This is a genomic window from Bacillus sp. 1735sda2, from assembly GCF_024159245.1.
Lineage (GTDB): Bacteria > Bacillota > Bacilli > Bacillales > Bacillaceae > Bacillus > Bacillus pumilus_O.
Window position 1 is genome coordinate 2,365,149 of the sequence record NZ_JAMYWZ010000001.1, and the last position, 26,907, is coordinate 2,392,055.

A 26,907-nucleotide genomic window follows, 5' to 3' on the forward strand; every position below is an offset into this window, starting at 1 on the left:
TCGACTCCCTTCCTCTCACATTAATAAAAGAATCAGTAGTAATCCGCTTAAAAATCCGAGGCTTCTGACCATTTTTTCATTTTTGGCTTGGGCGATTTCAGCTTCCTTCTCCTCTGATTCCAAATGACCTAAAGCAAGCTTGATATATTTTTGCTGAGACGCGACATCATGCTGGCCAAGTGTTTCTCCAAAGTGCTTCAGTGCCTCATATTCGCCTTTTTTTAAAACGGTTTTTTTCCAAACATCCTCAAGACTTTCATTCCATGCATGCCGTGCAGAAAAAGTTCCGACTTTCAGCTTTTCTGCAAATTGTTCGAATAACCGATTCACAGGAGGACCTACTTGCGACGCAATTTGCTCTGCAGCACGCGCTAGAGGTGTTTGACCATACATAATTTCAGCTTCAAGAGACTGAAGCGCAAACCGGAGCTGCCGAATTTGTTTCGGCCGGTCACTATATCGTTTGGCAAACTCGAACCCTCCCCAAGTCGTAGCCGAGACAATCAAGATAGCGCCAATGAGCTTTAACATACGTCCACTCCCCGCCTCCATTTCATCTCTTGTCCGTCTTGATCATATATCCGTCCGATCGTGCCGGGACCGTCCTTACGATTTAATTCAACATAACGTTCAAACACGCGAAGCTCCCATAACGGCTTCAATGATGGACGTTTATACACATCTTCTAGTGAGTAGCCATGAACGGAAACGATAATGCTGACCCCAGCATGAATCGCTTCTAAAAGTGCCTGCACATCCTCGCTTTTTCCGATCTCATCGACAATCATGACCTCTGGACTCATAGACCGAATCATCATCATCAAGCCCTCAGCTTTTGGACATGCATCGAGCACATCCACCCGGTGTCCAAACTGGTGCTGCGGCACCCCTCTTATGCACCCAGCGATTTCTGAACGCTCATCTATAATGCCTGTTTTTTTAGGAGGAATGGCTTTTGTACCCGTACTAGCAAGTCTTGCTATATCCCGCAATAATGTCGTTTTCCCTGTTTGCGGTGGACCGATGATCAGTGTATTGCACCAGTGCTCGTCATATAAATAGGGAAGAAAGGGGAGCGCAATCCCGACTTTTTCTTTTGCGATGCGGATATTAAATGAAGAGATATCTCTCAATCCTTTAACAATGCCGTGTTCAACGATCACCTTGCCTGCAAGTCCTACCCGATGTCCGCCTGAAATGGTGATGTAGCCTTGCTTTAGCTCCTCTTCAAGTGTGTACATGCTGTAATTGCTCAGCCTGCCTAATAGCTGTGACGCATCTTCTCCTGTTGTGTGATAAGAAAGAAAGCGCGGCTTTCCTCTTTGCATTAATTCAATAGGACGATCCGTGCGAATGCGAATTTCTTCTATTTGATCCCATTCTGCTTCTTTTAGCAGTCTAAGTTCTTGTCCAATCGCGTGCGGGAGAATATCCAACAAACTCCGCAACGAATTCCCCTCCTTTTTTTCTTCTCTAAAATGTATGATGGGAGATGTTAATTATGCCAAGCCGTTTCACTTATAAATCCCAACAAGAATAAAGACGACACCAATGAAAATAAAGAGGAGCTTGGCATAGGATAACTGCCCTGCGATTTGATAGATTCCAATCGTCATTGTGATAATAAAAATGAGCGGTCCAATGATCGCCAATATACTATTGATGACAACCGCTTTTCGAACGTCATTTGTGACTAAAATGAGAATGGCGGCCGTCAGTTCAATCGCTGCCGATAAAAACCTCATGCCTGCCATCGCAGCGACTGATGGATGGATGCCCGGGAGAAAATGTTTCATATAGAACCTCCAGCTTTTTTTACACTATATGCTTGTCTAGCTGGAAGTAGTCTTGTTTTTCGGGAAGGAAAAAAGATGAATGAGAGAATTGAGAGAAGGTTAATCTTTTGGGGAGTCTTACATGTTTTACAATAAAAAAAGACTGTAAACACAAGGTTTACAGTCTCAGCGCGTAGACAAACCCTCGCATTCGGTGTCAGGTCTGCGCTTCGGTGCTCACGAATGTAAAATTCGCTCCGCTCCGATGCTCGTCCTTCCTAGACTTCAAAGGTTTTCTATCACGCTGTAAAGAAGACAAAGGGCTAAAATAAAGATCATTTTAGCCCTTTGTCAACAACCTGAAGACTGTAAACACAAGGTTTACAGTCTTTCTTCGTTCCTACGCTCTTGACACGTATGAACCGTCCGATGTATTAATGACTAGTTTATCTCCTTGGTTCACAAAGAAAGGAACGTTGACGATTAAACCAGTTTCTGTTTTTGCAGGTTTTGATCCGCCTGATGTCGTGTCACCTTTAATACCAGGCTCTGTTTCTACTACTTCTAGTTCTACCGTGTTTGGTAGTTCTACTCCAAGTGTTTCAGCACCGTACATTACAATTTGAACTGACATATTTTCTAGTAAATATTTCAGCTCATCTTTAATTTGTGTTTCACTTAGTTCAAGCTGCTCATAAGAACTTGTATCCATGAAGACATGCTGGTCGCCATTTGCATACAAGTATTGCATTGTTTTTGTTTCGATTTGAGCTTTCGCTACTTTTTCGCCTGCACGGAATGTTTTTTCTTGAATAGCACCAGTACGCAGGTTACGCAGTTTCGAACGAACAAACGCTGCGCCTTTCCCTGGCTTTACGTGTTGGAAATCCACTACACGCCAAATACCGCCGTCCACTTCAATTGTCAGGCCTGTACGAAAATCGTTTACTGAAATCATTTTGTCATCCTCCTACATTTCACCATCATAATATGATAAGTTCTTTCGGTGAGTGGGTCAATCGTTTATTGCCGTCAGCTGTCAGGACTATATCATCCTCAATTCTCACGCCGCCGACATCTGGCAAGTAAATTCCCGGCTCAACTGTCACGACCATTCCCTCTTCTAAGACGACCTCTGATCGTGAGGAAAGGCCTGGCGCTTCATGTACTTCCATCCCTAGCCCGTGGCCAGTTGAATGCCCGAAGTATTGACCATAGCCATACTTTTCAATGATGTCACGTGTGATGCGATCAGCTTCTTTTCCTGTTAAGCCTGGCTTGATTCTATCCACACCAGCGTTTTCTGCTTCTAATACGATATGATAAATTTCCTTTAGCTTATCGCTCGGTGTGCCAACAGCAATCGTTCTTGTCATATCAGAACAATACCCTTTATAGTAAGCACCGAAATCGAGTGTGACTAAATCACCAGATTCAATCACCTTTTCACTCGCTCTTCCGTGCGGCAGGCTTGAACGAACACCTGAGGCGACAATCATATCGAATGAAGATCCTTCAGCGCCTTCTTTTCTCATGAAAAATTCAAGCTCGTTCATGACAGCAATTTCCGTCAGGCCCGGCTTGATGTAAGTGAGAATATGATCAAAGGCGTGATCTGCAATCTTCGCAGCTTCCTCTAATATCTTAATCTCTTCACTAGACTTAATCAAGCGCAACTTTTCAACTGATTCTGAGACCGGAACAAGCTCTATATCGCCTGCTTTACCTGCATACTGCTGGTACGTGGCAAATGTCATATGGTTTTGTTCAAACCCAAGACGTTTGATCCCAAATTCCTTTGCTGTTTGAGCCGCGGTTTCTGCGATGTTTCCTTTATGTTCAATAATGTCGAAGCCTTTTACTTGGTCCTTCGCTTGCTCTGTATAACGGAAGTCCGTGATAAAAGCTGCCCGGTCCTTTGAAACAACGGCGAGACCGGCTGAACCAGTAAAGCTGGTCATGTACTGTAAATTAAAGCTACTCGTAATGACTAGACCATCGATGTCTAAATCAGATAATAGTGTTCTTAACTTTTCAAGTTTCATGATACTGCTCCCCCTTCACTCACTAAATAACGAATCGCCAATTTATACCCTTCTAAACCAAGACCAACGATTTGCCCTTGGCATACTGGAGCAAGTACAGAATGATGGCGGAATTCCTCTCTCTTATGAACGTTTGAGATATGTACTTCAACGACGGATAAAGAAATACTTGCAATAGCATCCCTTAGGGCATAGCTGTAGTGTGTAAAAGCCCCCGGGTTAAACACGACTCCATCGTACTGTTCTTCTGCCTCGTGGAGTGCATCAATCAAATCTCCTTCATGATTCGATTGAAAGAACGTTAACTGGATATTGGCTCTTTCTGCAAACTGGAACAAATCTGTCTCTAAATCTGTCAGCGTCTTACTTCCATAAACAGCCGGCTCTCTTTTGCCAAGCCTATTTAAATTGGGCCCATTCAGTACAAGAAAATGAGGCATACAACCACTCCTTCACCCTAATTCAATCTATATCGAGATCTGTTTCTTTTTCCTTAGAAACCTTTCGTTTCCAAAAATATTTTATCATATGAATAAGTGATTTACACTTTATTCTGTCTTTTTCCCGAGTGCCCTCGCAAGCTTTTGGCTCGTTAATTCATTATATTCAAACGAAATACTGTACCCGACAAACATACCGTATAAAATGTATAGGCAAAATGTCGTGACAACGGTGCTTTGCTGTAAGTCTTGGACTTGCTTTACATCTGGGAAAATCGGATTAAATACGTAAAAAACGAGCAGCCATAAAATCGCGCCATATATTAGCCCCATCCAATAGCCTTTGATTCGTTTCAAAAGCCCATAATAAATAAAGGCAGCTCCAACCGATAAAACCCCTAAAAGCACAATGCTGATAAAAGTACCAAGTCCGCCCTTTTTCCACTCTCCGAGCACAAAAGGCTGAAGAAGCATATTGGGACTCACCTCTGAGAAATGAAACATATGGGTCAGAAACCCGATAAACCCCCAAAAAACACCACCAACAAAGCCTGTCGCAGCTGCTCTTGCAACTAGCGATGATGTTTGTACAGACTGATTTTTCTCTTCTTGGTTTTTCTTTTCATCACGTTTCATTTGTGAACACCTCCAGCAAGTAGTATGTCCAAAATGTGATAAAAAAAAGGATTTCCATACGTGAGTGTAAAATTTTTATAAGAGGGTATACTGGCTAAAAAGAGGTAGATAGAATTCTAGTAGATAATCGACCTGTGAGCTAGTGATTTCCCCTCATTTCCTGTACAATAAAGGTATAAGGAAATGCATGTAAATTACAGGAAACAGGCAGGTTGATGAAATATGTCCAATCAAACAAAACCTCCAGCATATGGAGGGCAAGCAGTTGTCGAAGGTGTCATGTTTGGAGGTAAAAAGAACTATGTGACAGCGATTCGGCGTAAGGATCAGTCCATTGAGTTTTTAAAGCTTCCCCGGACTTCCAATAAACGAACCGCCTTTCTCAAGAAAATCCCTTTTGTCAGGGGTGTTGCTGCACTTGTTGAAGCAAGCGCAAATGGCAGCAAGCACTTGAACTTCTCCAGCGAGCGCTATGACTTAGATCCTTCAGAAGATCATACTCTTGAAAAAGAACAAAAAAGCTCGAAATTATCCATGATTTTCGGCATTGCTGTGATCGGAGTTCTCTCTCTTCTCTTTAGTAAATTTGTCTTTACCCTAGTACCTGTCTTTTTAGCCGAACTTGTGCGGCCCGTCTTTTCAGGGAATTTTGCACAAATCGCAGTGGAAACATTCTTTAAACTGGTCTTATTATTAGGCTATATTTACTTTATTTCCATGACCCCTTTAATTAAAAGGGTATTTCAATATCATGGCGCAGAACATAAAGTCATAAACTGCTATGAACAGAATCTTGACATCACAGTGGAAAATGTCCAAAAACAATCACGCCTTCATTATCGATGCGGTAGCAGCTTTATTTTATTCACTGTCATTGTCGGAATGTTCGTCTATTTACTCGTACCGACAGATCCTTTATGGGTGAGAGTTCTGAATCGCTTGGCGCTCATTCCAGTTGTTCTAGGCATTTCATTTGAAGTGCTTCAGCTTACGAACAAACTCCGAGAAGTGCCTGTGCTGAAAGTGCTTGGCTATCCTGGCCTTTGGCTGCAATTGCTTACAACAAAAGAACCTTCTGACGATCAAGTCGAGGTAGCCATTGCAAGTTTTAATGAACTTCTTCGTTTAGAGGAAGCGTCTCTAAAACAAGCGTCAGATTCTGCTCATCAAGTGATCTAACTTATAAATCCGGTAAATTCCTTCGGAGGTGGACAGTTATGAATCGCCGAGTACATCCTGCTTTTACCATTATTTTCGCTTTAGGCGTTTTGGGATTTGTGTATTTACTCACAACGAATCCAGGCAGACTTTTTACAATGCTGCTATCAGTTGTGATCATTGGAGCGATTGTGTTTTTCCTATTTAGATGGCTGATGAATCGAAGAACTGGAACAGAGGGCAATCTTTATCGTAAAGCAGTCAAACAATCAAAACGTCGCTACCAGCAGCCTAAACCAAAAACGAAAAGCCAGATGAAAAATCGGGTCACTCATTTGCGAAGCGTGCCGACTGACCACAAGTCTAAGCCCGTCCTTCTCAAAAAGAAAAGCCAAACACAGTTAACTGTGATTGAAGGCAAGAAAAACAAAAAGAAGAATCGCGCCTTGTTTTAAAATGTCCAGCTTTTTAAAAATTGCTCGGCCTTCTGTCTGCCTAGATCGACGAGCGCCTTTTTCTTTTCTGCCATTAGCTGAAAATCAGTGGCAATGACGTGTTCTACAGGAATAAAAATAACATGACGTTCGTGTTTTGTGGCAATATGCCTTTCGTCATGAGCACCACGCATCGTTTCAAAAAGAGCGCCAAACAGTTCAAACGCATTGCGGATGGAGTGTTGAGGGCGTTCTTTTTCGTTTGGGGTTAATGTGACACCGACGAATGGTCTTTTTTTCTCTTCGGCAAACAACCAAATTGGAAAGTTGCTCAGCACGCCTCCATCCACAATGGTACAAATGCCTTTTGATGACTTTAGTTTGACAGGCTCGAAAAAATACGGCAGACTGCAACTCATCCGGATTGCCCTGGCAACAGAGAAACGCTCTGGATTTAAGCCGTATGAAGGAAGGTCGTCTGGCAAAACGAGGATTTTCCCATTTGTTAAATCAGAGGCAACAATTTTCAGTGAATCTTTTTTGAGATCCCCAAATACGGTGACCCCCTTTCGTTTCAACACATCCGTCAGCCATTTTTCCAGCCGGTCCCCTTTGTACAGACCGAGGCGCCAGTAAATGGAGATCCACCGAATCATTTTAAATGGAATGAATTGACATCTCCTGTCAAGCAAGTGATGTTCATCCATTTCATCTAACAGCTCCCGAATCTCCTGACTTGAAAAGCCTGCTGCGATGAGTGAAGCAATGATCGCTCCAGCACTTGTACCAGCAAGGCGGACAAACTGATATCCTCTCGCTTCAAGCGCTTCATAGGCACCCGCAAGTGCTGCCCCTTTAATGCCTCCACCTGAGAACACACCATCTATCTTCATCAAGGAGCCCCCTTTGATATCACGCTATTAATAGTGTAAGAGCATATGCTTTCAATTAGAACTTTAATCAAAAAGGACACCCATGCTGAGGGTGTCCTTTTTCTTAAGATTCTTGATTTGTTTGTTCGTTTTTCTTTTGAATCGCTTTCAGCTGAACAGATCGCTCGTCACTTTCTTCAAAGAATTGAACGAGATCGCCGATGCGGTCAATGCTGTTCCAGCTGAGATGATGTTCAATGCCTTCTACATCATCATAGATTTTCTCTTCATCTACACCAATGATTCTTAAAAATTGCTCTAGCAGTTCATGTCTGTATACGAGACGTTTTCCAATTTTTTTGCCTTTCGGGGTTAAAATTAGACCACGATACTTCTCATAAATGAGGTATTCATCTTTATCTAGCTTCTGAACCATTTTTGTTACAGAGGAGGGATGGACAGCGAGTGCTTCTGCAATATCAGAGACTCTAGCATATCCTTTTTCTTCTATCAGCATATAAATTTGTTCAATGTAATCTTCCATACTAGGTGTAGTCATAAAACCCCTCCATAATGCACCTTTACTTAATAATCATAACAATTCTACACCATCGCCCATTAAAAAACAAGGAGTGTCCTTTGTCTTTAACGCTTGTAATTCCACTCGTCTGAGGCATATTTCGTTTTGGCAAGATGATGGACAAATGCTAATTCTTCATCTGTGAGCTCATAAGGCACAAGCTCAATATTTAATCCTTTTTCAAATCCTCGTTTAAACGCCACTCGCGCATCGTCTATTGTACAAGTTCGGTCTGAGATTTCATTGATGGCGACCGCTTTGTTTTTAAAGCTTCTCTGCATCCGCTCTCTCACACGGTCGTTTGGATAAAGAAATAAATCGAACAGTTTGTCCTCATCAAGGTCAATTAAGATGGAGCCGTGCTGGAGGATCACTCCTTTTTGTCTTGTTTGAGCACTGCCTGCTACCTTTCTACCTTCTACGACAAGTTCGTACCATGAAGGGGCATCAAAGCATACAGACGATCTTGGATTTTTTAAGCTTTCTTTTTCTTTATCTGTACGAGGAATGGCAAAATACGCATCGAGTCCCAGTTCTTTAAAACCTTCTAAAATGCCTTCTGAAATGACGCGGTATGCCTCTGTCACTGTCGCTGGCATTTCTGGATGTTCCTCTGATACAATCACGCTATAGGTCAGCTCCTGATCATGAAGAACCCCCCGCCCTCCAGTCGGTCTGCGGACAAATCCAAGACCATAGCGCTCGACTGCTTCCATGTTGATTTCTTTTTCAACATGCTGAAAATACCCAACAGACAATGTCGCCGGATTCCATCCATAAAAACGGATAACAGGTGGGATCAACTTCTCACTATGCCAATAAAGCAAGGCTTCATCCATTGCCATGTTAAAGGCAGGGTCTTGATTTCCTGTATCAATGAAACACCATTTCTCTTTTTGCATATAAAAATCCCTTCTCTTTTACGTAGTCAATGTTAGATGATGGTGATGGCCACCGATTTTCTCTCTTCATCAGTCTATCAAATAGGGAACGAATTGAAAATAATTCTTACCATTTATGATGACAAGTTTCTTTTGCTTTACTATAATAGTATTTGTCTAAAACGTACCATCAGACAGGCCACTGTGCTGATGCTCAAGAAGGAGTCGAGTTGTATTGTCAATGTTCAACTATATCGTCCTCTCACTTTGTGGACTTTTCGTTCTTTATTCTGTCGGCAGCTACATTTATCAGCAGCGTATTATGAAAACGCTGACGGAAGCAGAATTTATTAAAGGTTACCGCAAAGCCCAGCTCATTGATGTGAGAGAGCCAAATGAGTTTGATGGCGGACATATTTTAGGGGCAAGAAACATCCCCCTTTCCCAGCTTAAACAGCGCAAAAATGAAATTCGTCCTGACAAGCCTGTATATCTCTATTGCCAAAACAATTTGAGAAGCGGAAAAGCAGCGCAAACTTTACGTAAAAACGGCTGTCGTGAGATTTATAATTTAAAAGGCGGCTTTAAAAAATGGGGCGGCCGCATCAAAACGAAGAACTAACAAAAAAGACTCTGGGAGCATGATCCCCATGAGTCTTTTTTCTTTATCTTTCAAAAACGAGAACTGGATTTCGCGCGGCCTTTGTTTCGTCCATTCGTTTGACGACCGTCGTATGCGGCGCTTCCTGCACCACTTCTGGATTCTCTTCTGCTTCTTTGGCAATCTGAATCATCGCTTCGATGAAGGCATCAAGAGTTTCTTTTGATTCTGTTTCAGTTGGTTCAATCATGATGCATTCCTCTACATTGAGCGGGAAGTAGATCGTTGGTGGATGATAGCCAAAATCAAGCAATCGTTTGGCAATATCGAGTGTGCGCACACCTAATTTTTTCTGACGTTTACCTGAAAGGACAAATTCATGCTTACAGTGCCGGTCAAATGGCAAATCGAAATGAGTGCTTAAGCGGCGCATCATATAGTTCGCATTTAACACAGCATTATCAGTTACAGCCTTTAAGCCATCTGGACCCATAGAGCGAATATACGCATATGCTCTGACGTTAATGCCGAAGTTACCATAGAACGGCTTCACGCGGCCAATTGATTTTGGTCGATCATCATCGAAATAAAAGCGACCTTCTTTCTTCACAAGCACCGGCTTTGGCAAGTACGGAATTAAATCCTTTTTTACGCCTACAGGACCTGAACCAGGACCACCGCCTCCATGCGGACCTGTAAAGGTTTTATGAAGATTTAAATGAACAACGTCAAAGCCCATATCCCCCGGTCTTGCTCTGCTCAAAACAGCATTCAAGTTGGCTCCGTCATAATAAAGCTTGCCGCCAGCTCCATGAACGATTTCAGCCATTTCTAAAATATTTTCTTCAAATAGGCCGAGTGTATTCGGATTCGTCAGCATTAAAGCAGCAGTTTCTTCGTTAACAACACGGCGCAGGTCCTCTAAATCAACAAGCCCATTCTCATCAGATGCAACGGTAATGGTTTCAAATCCAGCCACTGTCGCAGATGCCGGGTTCGTTCCATGGGCAGAATCTGGCACAATGACTTTTGTTCGCTTATGGTCCCCTCTTGCTTCATGGTACGCACGGATCATCATGAGTCCTGTCCATTCACCGTGTGCTCCTGCCGCTGGCTGTAATGTCACAGCATCCATCCCCGTGATTTCTTCCAGATGATCACCTAGGTCATATAGCAATTCTAATGCTCCCTGCACAGTGTCTGCCTCTTGTAGTGGATGGACTTGCGCGAAGCCTGCAAGGCGTGCAACCTTTTCATTAATCTTTGGATTATATTTCATCGTACAAGAGCCAAGAGGATAAAATCCGGAATCGACCCCATGATTACGTCTTGATAATGCTGTATAATGACGCATAATATCAAGCTCAGATACTTCTGGAAGCTCAGCATCCTCATGACGGATGTACGTCTCATCAAATAAGGACGGGATCTCCTGTTCAGGTACATCTAAATCAGGCAGGCTATAACCAATTCTTCCTTCTTTGGATAATTCAAAAATAAGCGGCTGATCCTGTTTATTCATGGCGATCCCCCAATTCCTTAATGAACGTATCAATTTCTTCTTTTGTTCTTAACTCTGTCACGGCGACAAGCATGTGATGTTGAAGCGCTGGGTAGTCTCTCCCTAAGTCGTAGCCGCCGATGATTCCTTTTTCTAGTAATCGTTTATTGGCTTCTTGTACCGGTTCTTGTAATTTGATGACAAATTCATTGAAATGGGCCCCTTCTACATCAGCAAGCAGTCCATATGCTTCTGCCTGCGTCTTCGCATAATGGGCCTTTTGTACATTTTGATAGGCAATGTCTTTGATGCCTGTTTTTCCGAGTGCTGTCATGGCAACGGAAGCGGCTAATGCATTTAATGCCTGATTCGAACAAATATTAGACGTCGCTTTATCTCTTCGAATATGCTGCTCACGCGCTTGAAGGGTTAATACAAACCCACGAACACCATTTTCGTCTTCTGTCTGCCCGACTAAACGACCTGGCACTTTGCGCATCAACTTTTTCGTCACAGCAAAATATCCGCAATGTGGCCCGCCAAACGCTGCTGGAATGCCAAATGGCTGTGCATCACCAACGACAATGTCTGCTCCAAGTTTTCCTGGCGGCGTCAGTAACCCGAGTGCAAGCGGATTACTAGAGACAACGAACAGACTTTTTCCTTTATGTGCAATAGGTTCGATGTCTTTTAACGGTTCGACGACACCAAAAAAGTTTGGATATTGCACAAGAACGGCTGCTGTCTCGTCGCAGACAGCTTTTTCTAATGCCGCTAAGTCCGTCTGTCCTTTTTTCGCAGGCACTTCAACAACTTCTATGTGCTGTCCTTTGGCGTATGTTTTTAGCACGGCTCTTGCTTCAGGATGAACCGTTTCAGACACAACGACTTTTTTCTTTTTTGTATGTCCAGCAGCTAGCATCGCCGCTTCAGCTAATGCTGTCCCGCCATCGTACATCGAGGAGTTAGCAAGGTCCATACCCGTCAGTTCAGCAATCATTGTTTGAAATTCAAAAATGGCTTGTAATTCACCTTGCGAGATCTCCGGCTGATAGGGTGTGTATGCTGTATAAAATTCAGAACGCGAGATGACATGATCTACAATGACAGGCTGGTAATGATCATATACACCGGCACCAAGAAACGATGCATAGGAAACCGTATCTTTATTCTTTGCAGCTAGTTGGGATAATTCCCTTACAAGCTCTGTTTCAGATGCGGCTGGTTTAATGTTATATGCTCCTTTAAATCTCACTTTTTCTGGGATATCTGAAAAAAGCTCATCAATCGACTGAACGCCGATGACATCCAGCATTTCTTTTTGATCTTGCTCGGTTTGCGGCAAATACCTATGCTTCATCCTCTATTCCCCCTCGTTATTTGGCTCTTTTATAAAATGGTGTTGCGACGATTTTCGCTTTTAGACGTTTTTTGCGAACTTGTACTTCTACCACTGTTCCAAGCTGCGCCTGAGAAGATTCGATTAAAGCAAGCCCGACATTTTTCTTTAATGTTGGGGATTGTGTGCCCGTTGTGACTACGCCAATCTGCTTTTCTCCTGAAAAGACCGGATAGTCTGTGCGCGGAATCCCTTTATCTATCATTTCAATGCCGACAAGCTTTCGCTTCGGCCCTTCTTCTTTTTGCTTCTTGAGCGCTTCTTTGCCAATAAAATTGGCTTCTTTATCCGTTTTGACCGCAAAGCCAATTCCGCCTTCTAATGGAGAGATTTCCTTTGTCAGCTCCTGGCCATAAAGCGGAAGTCTTGCTTCAAATCTCAAGGTGTCTCGTGTACCAAGCCCACACGGTATTAACCCTTTTGGTGCGCCAACTTTTAATAAAGCCGACCAAATATGGACCGCATCTTCTGACTGGCAGTAAATTTCAAAGCCGTCTTCTCCAGTGTAGCCCGTTCTTGAAACAAGCACCTCTTTTTGAGCAACTTCAGCTTTTGATAAAAATGTAAATGGCTTGAGCGATGTCACTTCTTCATCCGCTACATCTTTCATGATGTCGGCAGCAAGAGGTCCTTGAAGGGCAAGCAAGGCGATTTCATCCGAGACATTTTGGATCAATACGTCATTCTCACCTTGGTGCTGAAGCAGCCATTCCACATCTTTTTCGATATTAGATGCATTAATAACAAGCAAATAATCGTTCTTTTCTTTTTGGTAGACGAGCAGATCATCCACTGTCCCGCCATCTTCATAGCACATGGCTGTATATAGTGCCTTACCGTCTGTCAGCTTAGACACATCATTTGTTAATAACCTTTGTAAAAAAGGAAGGGCGTCTTGACCTTTGATTTCCACCTCACCCATGTGAGACACATCAAAAAGCCCTGCATTTGTTCGAACAGCTTCGTGCTCTTCTTTAATGGAAGAAAATTGGACAGGTAATTCCCAGCCCCCGAAGTCAATGGTTTTTGCGCCAAACGTTTCATACGCATGAAAAAGCGGTGTTCGTTTCAACATCAATCGTTTCCCCCTTTTTTCTTTCAGTGCAGATCACAAGCTGAATTTTCAGAAAAAAATCACAGCAAAAAAGGACAGAGCGCTCCCTTTTATCAAAAAGAAGTCTCTGTCCTTGCACCTGAAAGTTTACAGCACAACATCATTGTGCGTTTTCCCCTTTGGTGGTTTGCTAAAAAACGATGAGCAAACACTCTCCAGAGTTGCGTCCGGTAAGAGTACTTTTGCCTGAGAGATTCACTGAAACGATTCAGCTTGCTCCTTCGGCGCCTGCCAGTGCTAAATAACCGCCAAGTCTCTCCCCATACCATCATCCGCTCATATTCTTCACATTTATTGGACATACTATCAAAATGGGTGACTTATTTTCTAGATCACTTACCAACATCCTACCATTAGAAACGGATGAAGAGCAATAGAAAAATCATTAACATTTCTTAAAAAACCATTCATTATCGTTCGCTTTTATTCAAATATCTAGTCTTTTCAAGACCTCTTAAAAAATGAAGCGTTTAAATACAGAACAATTTTATCCTCAACCTACTAGAAAGGCAGGCGACCATATTGAATATTCAAACGATTTTTGATCAGGATTGGGCAAGTGAATTTCAGCAGCGGCTAGCAGCAGACGGCCCCTGGGCAAACTGGGAAATGTACCGTTTAGCAGCGCAGATCCAAAAAATCACAGCCATTGATTCATTTGAAGGACTGCAAGCTCCTGCCCATCTACCTGCATTCACGCCTTTAAAACATCAGCTTGAAGTAGCCAGAAGAGTCGTAGAAGAGATGAACGGAAAAGCCATTTTAGCAGATGAAGTGGGACTTGGAAAAACCGTAGAAGCAGGACTGATTATCAAAGAATATATGATTCGTGGACTTGCCAAGAAAATTCTCATACTCGTCCCCGCCTCTCTCGTATCTCAATGGGTACAGGAGCTGCGGACAAAATTTTATATTGATGCTGTCGAACAAAAAAAGAGCTACGTGTGGGAGCAGTGTGACGTCGTGGTTTCCTCCATTGATACAGCCAAAAGACAGCCGCACCGAGACACTATTTTATCCATTGCCTACGATATGGTCATTATTGATGAAGCACACAAACTGAAAAACAATAAAACGAAAAACTATGAATTTGTGAGAAATCTAAATAAGAAATTTTGCTTGTTGCTGACAGCGACGCCTATCCAAAACCGTATTGGAGAAATATTTAATCTTGTCTCCCTTCTGAAGCCAGGTCACCTAGGGAATGAACATCAGTTTAAAGATGTCTTTGCCAAAAAGGATTTACAGCTAGAAGACCATGACCGTTTAAAACAGCTAGTGAATAAAGTGATGATTCGTAACCGAAGACAAGACACAGGCATCGAGTGGACAAAGCGGCATGTCAAAACGATTTCCATTGATTTCTCTCCAACGGAACAAGCATTATATGATGAAATCTGTAAACTGAAAGAGAACCCGTCCTATACTAAACACATGTTTTCCATCATGACTTTGGAACGGGAATGCTGTTCAAGCCGCGAGGCGGTCTATATGACAATTAAAAAAATGCAGGAAGATGAAAAACATATCCTTGGATCCTCTGCAATAGCGCAAATTATGGAGAAAATCAATGAAGTGCAGCAAAACACAAAGGCGCTTGAAGTCGTCAAGCTTATTCAACAGTTAAATGAAAAGGTCATTATTTTCACCGAATATCGCGCGACACAAATTTATTTACAATGGTTTCTTCAGCAAAATGGCATCAGCTCCGTTCCTTTTCGTGGCGGCTTTAAACGGGGCAAAAAGGATTGGATGAAAGATTTATTTAGAGAACGGGCACAAGTGTTAATTGCTACAGAAGCAGGCGGCGAAGGAATCAATCTTCAGTTTTGTAATCAAATCATCAACTACGATCTTCCGTGGAACCCGATGCGTCTAGAACAGCGGATTGGGCGTATCCACCGCCTTGGACAAGAACGGGATGTCCATATTTACAACATGGCAACAAACGGTACCGTTGAGGAACACATCTTAAAACTTTTATACGAAAAAATTCAACTGTTCGAAAACGTCATTGGCGATCTAGATGATATTTTAACGCGAATCGATATCAAAGATGCCGAAACAAAGCTGCATCAGATTCTTTTTCAGCACGAATCAGACGGTGACATGAAAAAGAAATTAACCCAGTTTGCTTCCTATTTAACAGAAGCCAAAACACCCCTTTTAGAAAAAAGACAGCAAGGCTCATAAAGGAGAGTTGACCAATGGAGCAGCGTGACATACATACCTTTCTTCACCGTTTCTTTCAGGCAAATCAATGCGACATACTAGAAGAAAGTACAGGTCATATGACCGTACAACTGACCATCGAGATGGACAAATTAATTATGAACCGCCCTTTTTATTGGCACTGGCTTGAAAAAACTGGTGGAGTTCCGGAGCCGCGGCAATTGACCCTCATCACCGATCAAAAAAAAGTGGGCGATACGATTGAGGGTGAATTTATCCACTTTGGCTCCCCTCGCTTATTTCAAATTTTTGAAGCTGTCAAACAGCAGGGCCGATTTATCCGTCTCTATGAACAAGTCACTCCGCTCATGAAGAATCAGATTGCACTCGAGCCTTGGCTTGGTCTCAATGTGAAAATTTCTTATCTCGCAGATCGAAAGAAGGATAAGCTTTTGTCACTAGGACTTCATCTAATACGCGGAGAAGTCGTTGAACAATTTCAAGAAAAGCTGGAAACCCGTGAGCTGTCATCTCAAATTCCCGATTATTGCTTTACGATGAGTACGATGATTAAGCCAGAAAGCGGAGTCAAACGGCTCTACAGTTTAATGGAGCATTACGCCCATGAAGAACCAGATGATTGGGCGGTAAGAGCTGTTCAAAAATGGAAAGAAGACACTGAACTTTTAAACCAATTTTATGAAGGGACTTCAGACACGTCTGTAGAATATGAAATAGAAAGACAAGCACTCAAAACTTTATATAAACCAAAAATCAGTCTTACGATTGAAAATGGCGGACTTTTTTACTTACAGCAAAAAAGAGGAGGCTGACCTATAGGTCCCCTCCCTTTCATGTGACGTGCAATTTTCGATCAGCCAAAAGCAACGTTTGTCTGTTTGTATTGGGCGGAAAAATGACGCAAGCAAACTATGAGGTCTTACCACCTGTGTCTTTCCATTTCATGCGTTAAGTGCCTGAAATACATGATTCAGTATTTTAGGAGGGTATTTGTATGGAAAAGAAAACGAACATATTAGACAGTGAATGGGTTCAATTATTACTTGAAGCTCGTAAAGCAGGGCTAACAGTTGAAGAAGTCCGTCAATTCCTCAAATCAAGTGAAAAGTCCTCTGAGTCTCACCCTCTGGTAAGAAGTCATTCTATCAAACCTTTCTGAATGTGCTATAATATCGAAAGGAAGGTGATGACATTGATTGGCCAGCGTATTAAACAATACCGCAATGAAAAAGGCTACTCACTATCAGAACTGGCCGAAAAGGCTGGGGTAGCGAAGTCTTATTTAAGCTCAATAGAAAGAAACTTGCAAACAAACCCCTCCATTCAATTTCTTGAAAAAGTCTCCGCTGTTCTGGACGTCTCGGTTCATACACTGTTACACGAAAAAGATGAAACCGAATACGATGGTCAATTAGATAGTGAATGGGAAAAACTAGTTCGAGATGCAATGACATCAGGGGTTTCGAAAAAGCAATTTCGTGAATTTTTAGATTATCAAATCTGGAGAAAAAAGCAAGAAGAGGAGTAAAGCGCACATTTTAGCGCATACTCCTCCAATTGCTATGCAGAACTTGATATCAGCCTAAAGACTGGCTTTATTTTTTATCTTCGCTGTGTGCTTTTTCGTTTTCTTTCACGTAGCCTTTTTCATCCGTATGCTTTTTGGGATTGATCGTTAAACCATTCCACTGAGTCGCTTCGAAGGAAAGATCAATTTGAATCGCATCGCCTTGGTATTTATTTTGGATATAGTGACCATCTTTATCCTTCGTCTGGTCATTGACAAATTCAATGATCATTTCCATTTTATCGTAATCAAACGGGTTCTTTGGAATACCGTCATACTCTGGAGCCACTGTTCCATCAACAGTTGCTACATTAATCTTCCCACTTTCATGTAAAAACTTCTCATCAACGGCATGACGAAGCTTTTCAAATGCGGTCTGATCCTGTTTTGCCGTTAGTTGATGCAAGTCAAGCAGGTTTGCAGCGTCTAAGATAATATTTTTCGGATAACCATTTCCACCTTCGGCTCCAACCGTCAGAACACTCACCTGAAACTGACTAAGAAATTCTTCAGCTGTATTCTTACCGCCATTTTTTGCGGAAGCTCCATCCTGATACTGGCTGTAATCAAGACTCATCAGCACTTGATTGATCGCAAGTGATCCTTTATTTTCAAAATTAAATTCCTTCTTGATGCGATCACCAGGTTTTAAGTTTGAAAGGTTGATGGCGCCGGAGTTCTCTTTTGCAGATAAATCTAGCTCTCCTGTCGAGTAGACCGCATTTGCCGTTTCTATATCATTAAACGCCGCCCATGTCCCCCCACCGATTAATGCCAGGCCTAAAGCCCCTGATAATACACCTAAACGAATTGACCTTTTCTTTGCCATGAATGAACCCCCTAATAAATTGTTTTATTGAAACCTAATTAGGTTACAAACGAAAATTTAAGCTTGTTCCTCTGACATCTGTAAATCAGCCGTGTGTCTTCGATGTTTTGCAGCTCCCACAAAATGAAGAGTTGAATAAACGAGCAGCATCACACCTGGTATAATGAGCAGCAACGCGGTTCCAGCCGAAGTTCCTGCATACGAAAGAAGCTTTCCTGCATAAGGAATGTTCACACCCGTATACTGCGCAGTCACCTGCTCCGCTTTTACTAGTGTGCCGTCCTGATACATATTCTGATCACCTTTCGTCTCAAAGGCTTTATTTGATCCCTTGCCTTTCACCCCAACAATTCGGTGGGTCACATATGACTGGTCCTGCTTCGTTTGAAACGTGATAATATCTCCTTTTTTAAGCGACTCCGGTGAAGTCACTTCTTTTACGACAATGAGTGAGCCAGTCGAAAATTCCGGTTCCATTGAGCCAGATAATACTTGCTTGAATTGATAACCAAAAATTTGAGGATCTCCTCCTGTCGTTCTTGATGACAATACGACAATAATACATGCAATCATCACCGTGAATACCACCACATACAGAATACTTCCTGACATCTTCATCCATTTTTTCATGACCTCTTCTCCCCTTTACCTATCATTATTTCATTTCAAAGACAGCTCCATTTAAGATACCTTTTCTGGACACTTTGCGAGCTGTATAGGTTTAGACCATATAAATGCCTCTTCAGATCCTTCAAAACCTTTAGGATAATAGATTTTAAACGCATAAATTCCATTCGTTTTTGCTTTATCTGTCGTGACAGTGGTTGTTTCTTGTGAAAGAAGGGACTGTATAGAGCCTTTTTCAAGAATATGACCATCTTGTAACGGCTTCTGCTCGCTTTTCACTTTATGTAATTCCCATTTCCATTCAGAGTGTGCAATAGGTTGTCCACTATTTTTTAATGTCATGCTCAAGCTTTGAGGGGCGCAGACTGTTCCTTTGATCATTGTTTGATCGATGAGTTCCAAATCACTTCTATCCCAATTGATAGGCTGACAATGCTGATCTGTTTGTTCAAAATTTTCACATATTTTCATGACAAAGTTTGAGTGCTCAACATCGTTAAACGAAGCGTTCGTTGTTGAGATCAAGAGAGACGTGAAGATCAAAAAAATGGCACAAAAGAGTACAAAGAGCGACTGTTTCATTCATTCTCCAACTCCTTGAACGATTGTTCTTTAAAAAGAACGATTATATACAGTATAAGGAAATACCTATAAAACCCAAAACGTCAAATTAGTCCATTTTGTTCTTAAACAAGAATGATTACGAGAAATTTCTTCCATTTTCTCATTCTTTCGCCGTATTCAATATTTTTTTGTGTGACATTTGTACTTCTTAAAAATTTACATAAAAGTGCATCATTTGGTCAGAATAATAGTAGATGAGGTGATGTGAAGTGAAATATGGAAAGCTGATAATCATGCTCAGTTTACTATTTGGTCCTATGATACTAGACGCCAATCCTGCGGATGCTAGAGGTTTCCTTGCCGCAGCAGATCAATGGGAAACACGGGCAGTCAAAGAAGCAAAGAAACGATATCCGCTAACGCAAGTCTTATTCAAACAAAAAGTATGGGATCGTCATCGTGAGAAGGAATCTGTGAAACAGTATCATATTACGTTAAAAGACCACACCAAAGAATTTGGGGTATATGTCACTATTTCTTATAACCCTTACTCAAACAAGGTCAATAAAGTGATTGTTGTAGAAGAATATAGCTAAAGAGGCATAAAAAAACCGCCTGCTGGCGGCTTTTTACTTTTGACGATGTCGTTTACGTTTTTTTAGCATCATTGAAAATCCAAACGGCAAAACCCCAAATAAACGCTGTGAAAATGGCGGTTTCGTTTGCAATTTCTCTTGTTTATGTTCCTTCCGTTCGTCTCGCGGTGTATTCATATATTTAATGATTTCCTGCGTCATATATTTTACATAGTCATTGGTTTTCAAGCACATTCACCTCTTCTTTCTTCAAGTGTTACCAGGAAGAGGATCATTTTATACACTGGCTATTCACGGTTTGCCCATCTCATGATTTCACCGGTCTGCCCATCCAGCACGAGTTCCCGTTCATCTGATAAACCATCTTTTGTTTTCACACTAACTAACATGCTGATACGATTTTTCTTTTGATCACATGTCACCTGCTTTAATGTCACTCGGCCTTCTTCAGTGTCAATAGGGGTATGCTGCTTTTCACACAAATGATGTAATGTACGGACAGCTTCACTCACCCCCACCCGGAAAAGCTGCTGTTTTTTATAAAACGAAATCGTCAGCTCTACACTTCTCAGCTCTTTTTGAAACCCAATCGTCATCGCCCCTAGGATCAAAAGAAAAAATAGAATCACAGCCAGTACTTGCGGATAAATAAATCCTCCTTCCCTTTTCACAATGTAGGAACCACTCCTTTATATATGAAAAAAACGGCTTCATACACCTTACCAGATTCATCTGTAACTTTAAGAATAGCCCTATACTGATTAGTCCTCACGCGACATTCTTTCACCTTTTGTAATAAAGGAAGATGGCCTGCCTGATCCATTCTCTTTCGAAGCATCTCTTGATATGGCTCAATCGTTACGACTCGCCCTTTATCAGATACATATTCTAACGCTTTACCTCCTTGCACCGATCGAATAGCCGTTGCTCGGCTTAATTCTTCATCTAATTGCAGGACAGTCTGTTTCCACTCCATTTGTGAGAATCGGTTCATCTCTTCAAAAGGATGAGCTTTCGAAGCTGTTGAAAAGAGCAGGACACAGCCAAAAGAAAGGAACAAAAATAGCTGCAATTGCCATAGAGCCTGGACAAGCGTAAAACCTTGTTCACCGTTCATCAGTCTGGTGAAAGCATATGGTCTGCTTTTTGTGTAAGTTGTATGATACACATCCCTTCTCTTTATCCCAATTGAATACATAAGTGATGTCGCCTCGCTTCTTTTTGACAGAAGATTTTGTACCATCTATGAACGATTCATTCATCTGTTCATGCAAAATTTGGTAAGCTTCAAGTTTGGCTCTTACTTCCTTTTTCCCTATCATGATTTTTTCATAGGCTGGCATAAGCACAAGGGCTGCAAATAGGAAGATATGACAAGCAAACAGCGTTTCAATCGTACTAAACCCTCTATTGCTTTTGAACATGGATTCGCCCGCTTCCTAAATAGATCGTGAGCTTATACGTTTGGCTGCCAAATTGAATGATAAGAGACCCGCCGCTGCTCGGATGTCCGTTAACATTAAAATAGATACCTTGTGGAAATGTAGAAGCCTTAATGCTTCCTTTTTGATGCTGAAAAGAAGCAATGACTTCACCATCCTTTTGATCGATTACTTGATACGATACATGTGGCAGATGGAATTCCACATACACACGTGTTTTTTTAACAAATGCAGTATAAGCAGCCAATTGAAAATCCTGTTTCATGATGTTCACTTGTCTTTTCGCTTCAGCGCCTTCTATTACATTTGGGATTTTCACTCCTATGATCAACATTAGAATCGATAGAACCAGTAAAATCATTAGCTGTTCTATGAGGGTAAAACCCTTCTCATGAAAAATTAATTTATTCATGCTTCACATGGCCGTTTTGAATGACAATCGCTTTTCCATTAGGACACGTTAATCCCTTTTTGACATAGCCTTCTTTTTCTAATTCAGCTAAAGATGGTGTTCTGCCATCGTGCTCTAATTCATATGCCATCACCTGTGTGCTTACCATTGATTTAAGCCCTTCACAGCCCTTTGCTTGAATCGTTTGATGATGACGAGTGATATTCGGAATGGTAATAAGTAAAAGAATTGAAATCACAAGCATGACAATTAACATTTCTAACAGAGTAAATCCTTTATCATTCATGGCTTTGTCCTCCTTCTTACACTTGTTCCATCAGTTGATACATTGGTAAAAGAATAGATAAATACACAATGAGTATTAGAATTGCCGTCAGACCATAGATAACCGGCTGCAGCCACGACACCCATTTTTCAATTTTTAGCTCTGCATTCTCTAATAGAAATTGGCTGTACGTGTACATTTCTCTTGCAAGCATTCCGCTCGCTTCACCATGCTCGATGACAGCTGCAAAATGTTTTTCAAAAAATGGAGAAATGCTCACTTGATATGCCATGCTCTCTCCTTTTCTTAACTCTTCAATCATCTGTACTGATATTTCTTGAAGAAAGGGTAAGTAGCTTTGCTGCTTAAAAGCTAGCAAGCTCTCGTACATCGATAATCCAGCCTGAAGCAGTCCGCTTAACTGTAGAGAGAAAAGGTACGTATGCATGAGCCGCATTCCTTTATATAAAAAAGGAAATCTGCTGAGTACTCTCAGCTTCTCAAGGGTGGATTTTTTCCTAAAAAAGAACGTATAGTATCCAGTCAGACAAATACACGCACAGCCAATGAGAAGGAGAGATACATGCAGCAATTGGAAAAGTCCAAACATACCTTGAATCAACCATGACATTCGGGTATCCATCGAGGAGTACAAGAGAGAAAATTGAGGAATGATCATTTGCTGAACAAGAATGAGCACGATCAAAACCGTAAAGATGAGGAAAATCGGGTAACGTAACATGCGTTTAAACGTGTCTGTCTGTTTGATTTTTTTCTCTAAAAACCGTGCGCTTTGTTCAAGTGCTGTTGCTAGACTGCCATGCTTTTCGGAGAAACTTAAAATGGCGATGACTTCCCGCTGAAATTGGAGTTTTTCTAGCACAATATAAAAAGGCTCCCCTTCGAGCAACCACTGAATGCCCGGTGTTAATTGTTGCTGCTGTTTATTCGACAACTGAATATTCACCATTGTTAATGCCTCAATCAATGTATATCCAGCCTGAATCAATTGAGAAAGTTTTGATAGACATTCCGCTTGATCCTTTTTAGACCACGCTTTAGAGGCTTGCTTCTTCATAAACCCAGCGATGATAGGTGTTTTTCGATAAATAGCCAAGTGCCACTCCTTTACGAATTAATCTTTGCAGTGTTTCATATGACGAGTGCGCATATTCTCCTTTTGCCTCCTTAATACACTCACCAAGCTCTTTTCCGAACAGCAGTTCAAATACATTTGTTCGTCTGACCGGTCGATTTAATTTACAGTAAAGCTGACATGTTTCTCCGCAAAAAGGACAGGTGAGATCAATTAATCGCTGCGCAGCAATCGCCACCATTGTTTGTTCAAGTTCATTCATTGTGACACCAAATTCAAGCATACGATAAAGGGCTCCTTTTGCATTTTTCGCATGGAGTGTACTCATCACTAAATGGCCTGTCAGCGCTGCTCTAATTGCCGTTCGGGCCGTTTCAGCATCTCTTATTTCTCCTAGCACAATCATATCTGGATCATGCCTTAAAATAGCACGTAATCCTGCGGCATATGTGATGCCGGCTTTTTCATTTACTTGAACCTGTAACACTTCTTCATTTCTTGTTTCTACTGGATCTTCAAGTGTAATAATATTTCGATTGAAATTCTTTTTTGCAAACTGGATCAATGAATAGAGGGTTGTTGTTTTCCCTGAATTGGTTGGACCGGTAAATAAAATCAGCCCATGCGAATGATTCAAAAACGATAATAATCTGGTGGAGGCTTTCGGAAATAGTGACAGATGTTTTATTTTCGGAACATGATCCTGTGGCAATATTCTAATCACTAAACTCTCATCATTTACAGTTGGTAAGGTAGACATTCGAATAAACACCTGGCCGCTTCTTAGCATCACAGCTAATGACCCATTTTGCGGTCTCCTTTTTTCCCCGATATCCATAGAAGATAAAAATTTAAAATGAGCAATGAGCCGCTCGCCGGTTTTTTTATCAATGGTTCGCTGCTGGATTAAATCTGAGTCTACGCGGAAAGATACCGACGCTTCCTTTTCCTTTGGAACAATGTGCACATCAGATGCTCTCATGCGGCATGCTTCTTCTAGCAGCTCTTGTCCTAAATATTCAATCCCATACAAATGGTTCACTCCCTTCTCTGACCATATTGTAAGTCGGAGGAATCTGTCTGACAAAAGTGCAATTTTACTTTTTAACGCCTAATCAAACGAAAAAATCATCAGCTTGCGATGGAAAACGTGATTTTTTAAAAAAGTGCATATAAAAAAACCTGACTTTTACAAGTACAGGTTTTTTGATCATGTTGCTTCTTGTTGCTGCTCTTCAAAGATACGAAATCCTCTTTTTTCTAACGCTTTTGCAAGGCTGTGTTCAGTATTTACTTTTGAGAAATCAATGCCGAGTTTCACTACAGTTTGAGCGATCTCTGGGCGAATCCCTGATATAATCGTCTCAATTCCAAGTAACTTCGCGCTATCCACCACTTTAAACAGCTGATAAGCAACCATCGTATCAACGACCGGTACACCAGATATATCAATAAATAAATGCGTTAGACGAAGTCTTGAAGCCTGTTCTAGCACGGATTCCAGAATGATTTTGGCCCGGTACGTATCGATTTCTCCGATCAGTGGCAAAATCCCGATTTCCTTTGATACTGGAATAACAGGAGCACTCAGCTCTTGAATCATCTCTCTTTGTGCATTCAGCTGACTAAGGGTCACACGGTCATATTCTTCTGATAAACGCTCAATCATATCATCAAATGTGGCGTGAAAGTGCTGATTCCACTGACACACGTCTTGCAAGGTTACTTCAAGCTCTGTTTCTTGGGTGAATGTCTCGATTCTCGAACAGAAAATGTGGCGGAAGATCTTAAATTGTCCAATGATTTCATATAACGGCACCTCGTGCACTGCTCGATCACGGGCGATATCAACAGACCACTTTTTCAAATGGTTTTCTACTTTATCTGACAGCGTCACAAGTGTTGCTGCAATGGTTTGAATAAATGCTGTGTTCTGTTCCTTCAGCTTCTTTTCCGTTTCCTCTGAAGCATGCTTAGAATATAATGAGCCTTCTTCTGTTCTTGTCTTTAGCCATTCTTCGGTCATGACAGGGGCTTCTTTTAGGATAAATTCATATAATTGCTTAGATTTTTCATTCTTCATTTACTTCTTCCGCTCCTTTTTCACTTAAAACTCGTGACATACAACTTTTATGTATAAATGACCGTAGATGGTGAACAATATCATTACACATTTGATATTGGGCTATAGCCAAGTGGTAAGGCAATGGACTTTGACTCCGTGATCGTTGGTTCGAACCCAGCTAGCCCAGTCAGCACAAAAACGAAGACGGCTGAACAATGTTTCAGCTGATCTTCGTTTTTATTAGGAAACTGATTGATGAATCGCTTTCTTTTTTGATAATTTCATGAGTTCTCCGGGATTATACCCTACTACCAACTTATTTCCATCAATGATAATTGGTCTTCGGAGCAGTTTTGGTTTTTCAATGAGAAGTTGAAGAACCTCGTTTACTTTTAAATCATTAATATTTAAATTTAAGCTTTTAAAAGCCTGGCTTCGTGTGGCTAAAATTTCATCCATTCCTTCTGTTGTTAAGGAAAGGATCTTTTTTAATTCTTCTAGGGTTGGCGTTTCTCTGAAAAGGTGACGCTCTTTAAAATCAATTTGATTCGCCTTTAGCCAATGTTTTGTTTTACGGCAAGACGTGCAGCTCGGGTATGAATAAAAAGTAATGTCACTCATTAGTCTTCCTCCTTAGGTCGTTAACCTTTTCTCTTATGGAGTAAGTACCCTCATGTATTTCAGCATAAACACGTTTTGATCACTTTTTCAAAAAAATTTTTTCTACTTGTAAAATAAATGTTCACACGTTGTCAAAAATGTAAATGTTTACATAACAAGTGGTGATCAGCTATAATATGAATCAAAGGGGTTTTTTTAAGGGGAGGGAAAGAAATGAATCGCATGTTCCGCGTGCTTGGCTTTTGGACGGGTATTTTTGCTGTCATGTTCTATTTAGGGCATATGAAAGATGCATCGTTGCTGTTCTTCGGTCAAACCGTTCTTTTTGTATTTTTATCCTACTTGAATTTATCCGAAAGAATGTATATTTACATTTTCGGAGCGTACTTGACGATTTTCTTTGCCGGATTTACATATTATTCGATTTTCATCATGGTTCCCGGTACCGGACATTAATTGAAAAAAAGCATCTCTATCAAAAGAGATGCTTTTTTTCATACATTTAAAGAGAAAAACCATTGATAAATGGATTTTGTTCCTGCTCCGTGAGTACAGTCGTTTCACCGCCATGTCCACTTAAAACAAGAGTTGATTCTGGTAATGACAATAATTTGTTATGAATTGATTGAAGCAGCACTTCTTGACTGCCCCCTACTAAATCTGTTCTCCCGATGCCGCCTTCAAATAGCGTGTCACCAGAAATCACAAATCCTTCTTCCGCCGAATAGTAAGATACACTGCCTGGCGAATGCCCAGGAGTGTGGAACATCTCTAATGTAAACGATCCAATTTGAAGAGTTCCTTCTGACGTAATTAATTTTTCAGCTTCTTTAACCGTTATTCCATTCCCAATCAATCGAGCTGAACCGTTTAATTCAGCGTTCGTGAGCCATTCTTTTTCATTCTCGTGTACATAGAGTGGCACTCCCCACTCTGCGCGCACCTCATCTGCGGCACCGATATGATCAAAATGAGCATGTGTCAGTAAAACAGCAAGCGGTGTGAGCTGTTTCTCTTTTACATATGAAATCAGCTTATGTGCTTCACCGCCTGGATCAAAGATTAAGCATTCTCCGTTCTCATTTTTCCAAATATACGCATTCGCTTGTACATAGCCTAGTGGCATTCTTCTCCAATTCATTTTCATCACCTACTTTATTCATTCTTTTTTATTATGAAGGCTACACAATAAAA

General features: G+C 41.3%; 36 protein-coding genes, 1 tRNA gene and 2 riboswitches. Of the genes, 10 read left to right on the top strand and 27 right to left on the bottom strand.

Translation table 11 applies throughout. From position 1 onward, the window contains the following. Positions 1–15: 15 nt before the first annotated feature. From spoIIIAB to NKR21_RS12255, 7 genes are all read right to left on the bottom strand, one after another. Positions 16–531 carry a stage III sporulation protein SpoIIIAB gene (gene spoIIIAB / locus NKR21_RS12225; RefSeq protein WP_012010538.1) on the bottom strand — a complete coding sequence of 172 codons (516 nt, stop codon included), beginning with the start codon at positions 529–531 and terminating at the stop codon, positions 16–18. Then, positions 525–1,448, bottom strand: a complete 924-nt coding sequence (spoIIIAA, locus tag NKR21_RS12230) for a stage III sporulation protein AA (RefSeq protein ID WP_088000335.1) — start codon at positions 1,446–1,448, stop codon at positions 525–527. Before spoIIIAA ends, spoIIIAB begins: the two co-directional genes overlap by 7 nt. Before the next feature lie 66 nt (positions 1,449–1,514). Next, the gene (locus NKR21_RS12235; RefSeq protein ID WP_144457696.1) at positions 1,515–1,796 is read right to left on the bottom strand and encodes a YqhV family protein; all 282 of its coding nucleotides are present in this window, start codon (positions 1,794–1,796) and stop codon (positions 1,515–1,517) included. A gap of 379 nt (positions 1,797–2,175) precedes the next feature. After that, positions 2,176–2,733, bottom strand: a complete 558-nt coding sequence (gene efp / locus NKR21_RS12240; protein ID WP_012010541.1) for an elongation factor P — start codon at positions 2,731–2,733, stop codon at positions 2,176–2,178. Positions 2,734–2,758: 25 nt separating this feature from the next. Then, positions 2,759–3,820, bottom strand: a complete 1,062-nt coding sequence (locus NKR21_RS12245) for a M24 family metallopeptidase (protein ID WP_088000339.1) — start codon at positions 3,818–3,820, stop codon at positions 2,759–2,761. Then, on the bottom strand, positions 3,817–4,260 hold the full coding sequence (aroQ, locus tag NKR21_RS12250; RefSeq protein WP_012010543.1) for a type II 3-dehydroquinate dehydratase: 444 nt from the start codon (positions 4,258–4,260) through the stop codon (positions 3,817–3,819). The genes NKR21_RS12245 and aroQ overlap by 4 nt, the downstream gene beginning before the upstream one ends. A 108-nt stretch (positions 4,261–4,368) precedes the next feature. Next, on the bottom strand, positions 4,369–4,896 hold the full coding sequence (locus tag NKR21_RS12255; RefSeq protein WP_012010544.1) for a YqhR family membrane protein: 528 nt from the start codon (positions 4,894–4,896) through the stop codon (positions 4,369–4,371). Between the two features lie 222 nt (positions 4,897–5,118). Here NKR21_RS12255 and NKR21_RS12260 point away from each other — a divergent pair, with 222 nt between their 5' ends. Further along, positions 5,119–6,075, top strand: coding sequence for a DUF1385 domain-containing protein (locus NKR21_RS12260; protein WP_012010545.1), 957 nt, complete (start codon positions 5,119–5,121; stop codon positions 6,073–6,075). A gap of 38 nt (positions 6,076–6,113) precedes the next feature. Continuing rightward, positions 6,114–6,509 carry an SA1362 family protein gene (locus NKR21_RS12265; protein ID WP_012010546.1) on the top strand — a complete coding sequence of 132 codons (396 nt, stop codon included), beginning with the start codon at positions 6,114–6,116 and terminating at the stop codon, positions 6,507–6,509. Here the strand turns inward: NKR21_RS12265 and NKR21_RS12270 are convergent. From NKR21_RS12270 to NKR21_RS12280, 3 genes are all read right to left on the bottom strand, one after another. Then, complete coding sequence (locus NKR21_RS12270; RefSeq protein ID WP_012010547.1) at positions 6,506–7,381, bottom strand: patatin-like phospholipase family protein; 876 nt, start codon at positions 7,379–7,381, stop codon at positions 6,506–6,508. The two genes, NKR21_RS12265 and NKR21_RS12270, sit on opposite strands and share 4 nt — an antisense overlap. A 103-nt stretch (positions 7,382–7,484) precedes the next feature. Beyond that, complete coding sequence (gene mntR / locus NKR21_RS12275) at positions 7,485–7,919, bottom strand: transcriptional regulator MntR (protein WP_012010548.1); 435 nt, start codon at positions 7,917–7,919, stop codon at positions 7,485–7,487. 86 nt (positions 7,920–8,005) lie between these two features. Then, a complete protein-coding gene (locus NKR21_RS12280) occupies positions 8,006–8,842 on the bottom strand; it encodes a lipoate--protein ligase family protein (protein WP_003216009.1) in 837 nt (278 codons plus the stop codon). Positions 8,843–9,062: 220 nt separating this feature from the next. On the opposite strand from NKR21_RS12280, the gene NKR21_RS12285 reads away from it, so the two are divergent. After that, a complete protein-coding gene (locus tag NKR21_RS12285; RefSeq protein ID WP_041816283.1) occupies positions 9,063–9,443 on the top strand; it encodes a rhodanese-like domain-containing protein in 381 nt (126 codons plus the stop codon). Between the two features lie 43 nt (positions 9,444–9,486). Here the strand turns inward: NKR21_RS12285 and gcvPB are convergent, their stop codons facing one another. The 3 genes from gcvPB to gcvT are packed head-to-tail and all read right to left on the bottom strand — an operon-like array spanning position 9,487 to position 13,397. Next, a complete protein-coding gene (gene gcvPB / locus NKR21_RS12290) occupies positions 9,487–10,944 on the bottom strand; it encodes an aminomethyl-transferring glycine dehydrogenase subunit GcvPB (protein WP_144457694.1) in 1,458 nt (485 codons plus the stop codon). After that, entirely contained in the window at positions 10,937–12,283 is a 1,347-nt protein-coding gene (gcvPA, locus tag NKR21_RS12295) for an aminomethyl-transferring glycine dehydrogenase subunit GcvPA (RefSeq protein ID WP_144457691.1), read from the bottom strand. The genes gcvPB and gcvPA overlap by 8 nt, the downstream gene beginning before the upstream one ends. Before the next feature lie 16 nt (positions 12,284–12,299). After that, entirely contained in the window at positions 12,300–13,397 is a 1,098-nt protein-coding gene (gene gcvT / locus NKR21_RS12300) for a glycine cleavage system aminomethyltransferase GcvT (protein WP_144457689.1), read from the bottom strand. 104 nt (positions 13,398–13,501) lie between these two features. Further along, a riboswitch (glycine riboswitch) is annotated at positions 13,502–13,597 on the bottom strand. A 3-nt stretch (positions 13,598–13,600) separates the two neighbouring features. Continuing rightward, positions 13,601–13,708: riboswitch (glycine riboswitch) on the bottom strand. A 250-nt stretch (positions 13,709–13,958) separates the two neighbouring features. Here gcvT and NKR21_RS12305 point away from each other — a divergent pair. From NKR21_RS12305 to sinR, 4 genes are all read left to right on the top strand, one after another. Then, entirely contained in the window at positions 13,959–15,629 is a 1,671-nt protein-coding gene (locus tag NKR21_RS12305) for a DEAD/DEAH box helicase (protein WP_012010553.1), read from the top strand. Between the two features lie 14 nt (positions 15,630–15,643). After that, on the top strand, positions 15,644–16,441 hold the full coding sequence (locus NKR21_RS12310; protein ID WP_144457687.1) for a YqhG family protein: 798 nt from the start codon (positions 15,644–15,646) through the stop codon (positions 16,439–16,441). A gap of 182 nt (positions 16,442–16,623) precedes the next feature. Beyond that, entirely contained in the window at positions 16,624–16,788 is a 165-nt protein-coding gene (locus NKR21_RS12315; protein ID WP_003217357.1) for an anti-repressor SinI family protein, read from the top strand. A 33-nt stretch (positions 16,789–16,821) separates the two neighbouring features. Further along, positions 16,822–17,157: a transcriptional regulator SinR gene (gene sinR, locus NKR21_RS12320; RefSeq protein ID WP_012010555.1), complete on the top strand. Its 336-nt coding sequence runs from the start codon at positions 16,822–16,824 to the stop codon at positions 17,155–17,157. 67 nt (positions 17,158–17,224) lie between these two features. Here sinR and tasA read toward each other — a convergent pair whose 3' ends face one another. The 3 genes from tasA to tapA are packed head-to-tail and all read right to left on the bottom strand — an operon-like array spanning position 17,225 to position 19,234. After that, complete coding sequence (gene tasA / locus NKR21_RS12325; RefSeq protein WP_119125106.1) at positions 17,225–18,025, bottom strand: biofilm matrix protein TasA; 801 nt, start codon at positions 18,023–18,025, stop codon at positions 17,225–17,227. 57 nt (positions 18,026–18,082) lie between these two features. Then, a complete protein-coding gene (gene sipW / locus NKR21_RS12330) occupies positions 18,083–18,655 on the bottom strand; it encodes a signal peptidase I SipW (protein ID WP_144457685.1) in 573 nt (190 codons plus the stop codon). A gap of 51 nt (positions 18,656–18,706) precedes the next feature. Continuing rightward, positions 18,707–19,234 (bottom strand): amyloid fiber anchoring/assembly protein TapA, encoded by a 528-nt coding sequence (tapA, locus tag NKR21_RS12335; RefSeq protein WP_144457683.1) that lies wholly within the window; start codon positions 19,232–19,234, stop codon positions 18,707–18,709. Between the two features lie 299 nt (positions 19,235–19,533). Between tapA and NKR21_RS12340 the strand changes: the two genes are divergently transcribed. Then, positions 19,534–19,812 (top strand): DUF3889 domain-containing protein, encoded by a 279-nt coding sequence (locus NKR21_RS12340; protein WP_061827416.1) that lies wholly within the window; start codon positions 19,534–19,536, stop codon positions 19,810–19,812. A gap of 33 nt (positions 19,813–19,845) precedes the next feature. Here the strand turns inward: NKR21_RS12340 and NKR21_RS12345 are convergent, their stop codons facing one another. The 9 genes from NKR21_RS12345 to NKR21_RS12385 all read right to left on the bottom strand — a co-directional run bounded on the left by NKR21_RS12345 (position 19,846) and on the right by NKR21_RS12385 (position 25,110). Then, a complete protein-coding gene (locus NKR21_RS12345; protein ID WP_012010560.1) occupies positions 19,846–20,040 on the bottom strand; it encodes a YqzE family protein in 195 nt (64 codons plus the stop codon). A 59-nt stretch (positions 20,041–20,099) separates the two neighbouring features. Further along, on the bottom strand, positions 20,100–20,483 hold the full coding sequence (locus NKR21_RS12350) for a competence type IV pilus minor pilin ComGG (protein ID WP_012010561.1): 384 nt from the start codon (positions 20,481–20,483) through the stop codon (positions 20,100–20,102). Further along, a complete protein-coding gene (gene comGF / locus NKR21_RS12355) occupies positions 20,480–20,980 on the bottom strand; it encodes a competence type IV pilus minor pilin ComGF (RefSeq protein WP_162900856.1) in 501 nt (166 codons plus the stop codon). The genes NKR21_RS12350 and comGF overlap by 4 nt, the downstream gene beginning before the upstream one ends. Next, positions 20,919–21,236, bottom strand: a complete 318-nt coding sequence (comGE, locus tag NKR21_RS12360) for a competence type IV pilus minor pilin ComGE (RefSeq protein ID WP_144457681.1) — start codon at positions 21,234–21,236, stop codon at positions 20,919–20,921. Before comGE ends, comGF begins: the two co-directional genes overlap by 62 nt. Then, the gene (gene comGD / locus NKR21_RS12365) at positions 21,220–21,666 is read right to left on the bottom strand and encodes a competence type IV pilus minor pilin ComGD (protein ID WP_119125110.1); all 447 of its coding nucleotides are present in this window, start codon (positions 21,664–21,666) and stop codon (positions 21,220–21,222) included. The genes comGE and comGD overlap by 17 nt, the downstream gene beginning before the upstream one ends. Beyond that, entirely contained in the window at positions 21,659–21,952 is a 294-nt protein-coding gene (gene comGC / locus NKR21_RS12370) for a competence type IV pilus major pilin ComGC (RefSeq protein ID WP_012010565.1), read from the bottom strand. The genes comGD and comGC overlap by 8 nt, the downstream gene beginning before the upstream one ends. A gap of 16 nt (positions 21,953–21,968) precedes the next feature. Next, positions 21,969–23,048 carry a competence type IV pilus assembly protein ComGB gene (comGB, locus tag NKR21_RS12375; protein ID WP_253602518.1) on the bottom strand — a complete coding sequence of 360 codons (1,080 nt, stop codon included), beginning with the start codon at positions 23,046–23,048 and terminating at the stop codon, positions 21,969–21,971. Beyond that, the gene (comGA, locus tag NKR21_RS12380) at positions 22,990–24,060 is read right to left on the bottom strand and encodes a competence type IV pilus ATPase ComGA (RefSeq protein ID WP_144457679.1); all 1,071 of its coding nucleotides are present in this window, start codon (positions 24,058–24,060) and stop codon (positions 22,990–22,992) included. Before comGA ends, comGB begins: the two co-directional genes overlap by 59 nt. A gap of 177 nt (positions 24,061–24,237) precedes the next feature. Further along, positions 24,238–25,110: an STAS domain-containing protein gene (locus NKR21_RS12385; protein WP_012010568.1), complete on the bottom strand. Its 873-nt coding sequence runs from the start codon at positions 25,108–25,110 to the stop codon at positions 24,238–24,240. A gap of 98 nt (positions 25,111–25,208) precedes the next feature. On the opposite strand from NKR21_RS12385, the gene NKR21_RS12390 reads away from it, so the two are divergent. Next, positions 25,209–25,279 (top strand) — tRNA-Gln (locus tag NKR21_RS12390). A gap of 53 nt (positions 25,280–25,332) precedes the next feature. Here NKR21_RS12390 and NKR21_RS12395 read toward each other — a convergent pair. Next, positions 25,333–25,713, bottom strand: coding sequence for a Spx/MgsR family RNA polymerase-binding regulatory protein (locus NKR21_RS12395; RefSeq protein WP_003217382.1), 381 nt, complete (start codon positions 25,711–25,713; stop codon positions 25,333–25,335). A 213-nt stretch (positions 25,714–25,926) separates the two neighbouring features. Between NKR21_RS12395 and NKR21_RS12400 the strand changes: the two genes are divergently transcribed. After that, positions 25,927–26,169: a DUF2626 domain-containing protein gene (locus NKR21_RS12400; RefSeq protein WP_003217440.1), complete on the top strand. Its 243-nt coding sequence runs from the start codon at positions 25,927–25,929 to the stop codon at positions 26,167–26,169. A 46-nt stretch (positions 26,170–26,215) separates the two neighbouring features. Here the strand turns inward: NKR21_RS12400 and NKR21_RS12405 are convergent, their stop codons facing one another. Continuing rightward, entirely contained in the window at positions 26,216–26,854 is a 639-nt protein-coding gene (locus NKR21_RS12405; protein WP_144457677.1) for an MBL fold metallo-hydrolase, read from the bottom strand. Positions 26,855–26,907 lie beyond the last annotated feature (53 nt).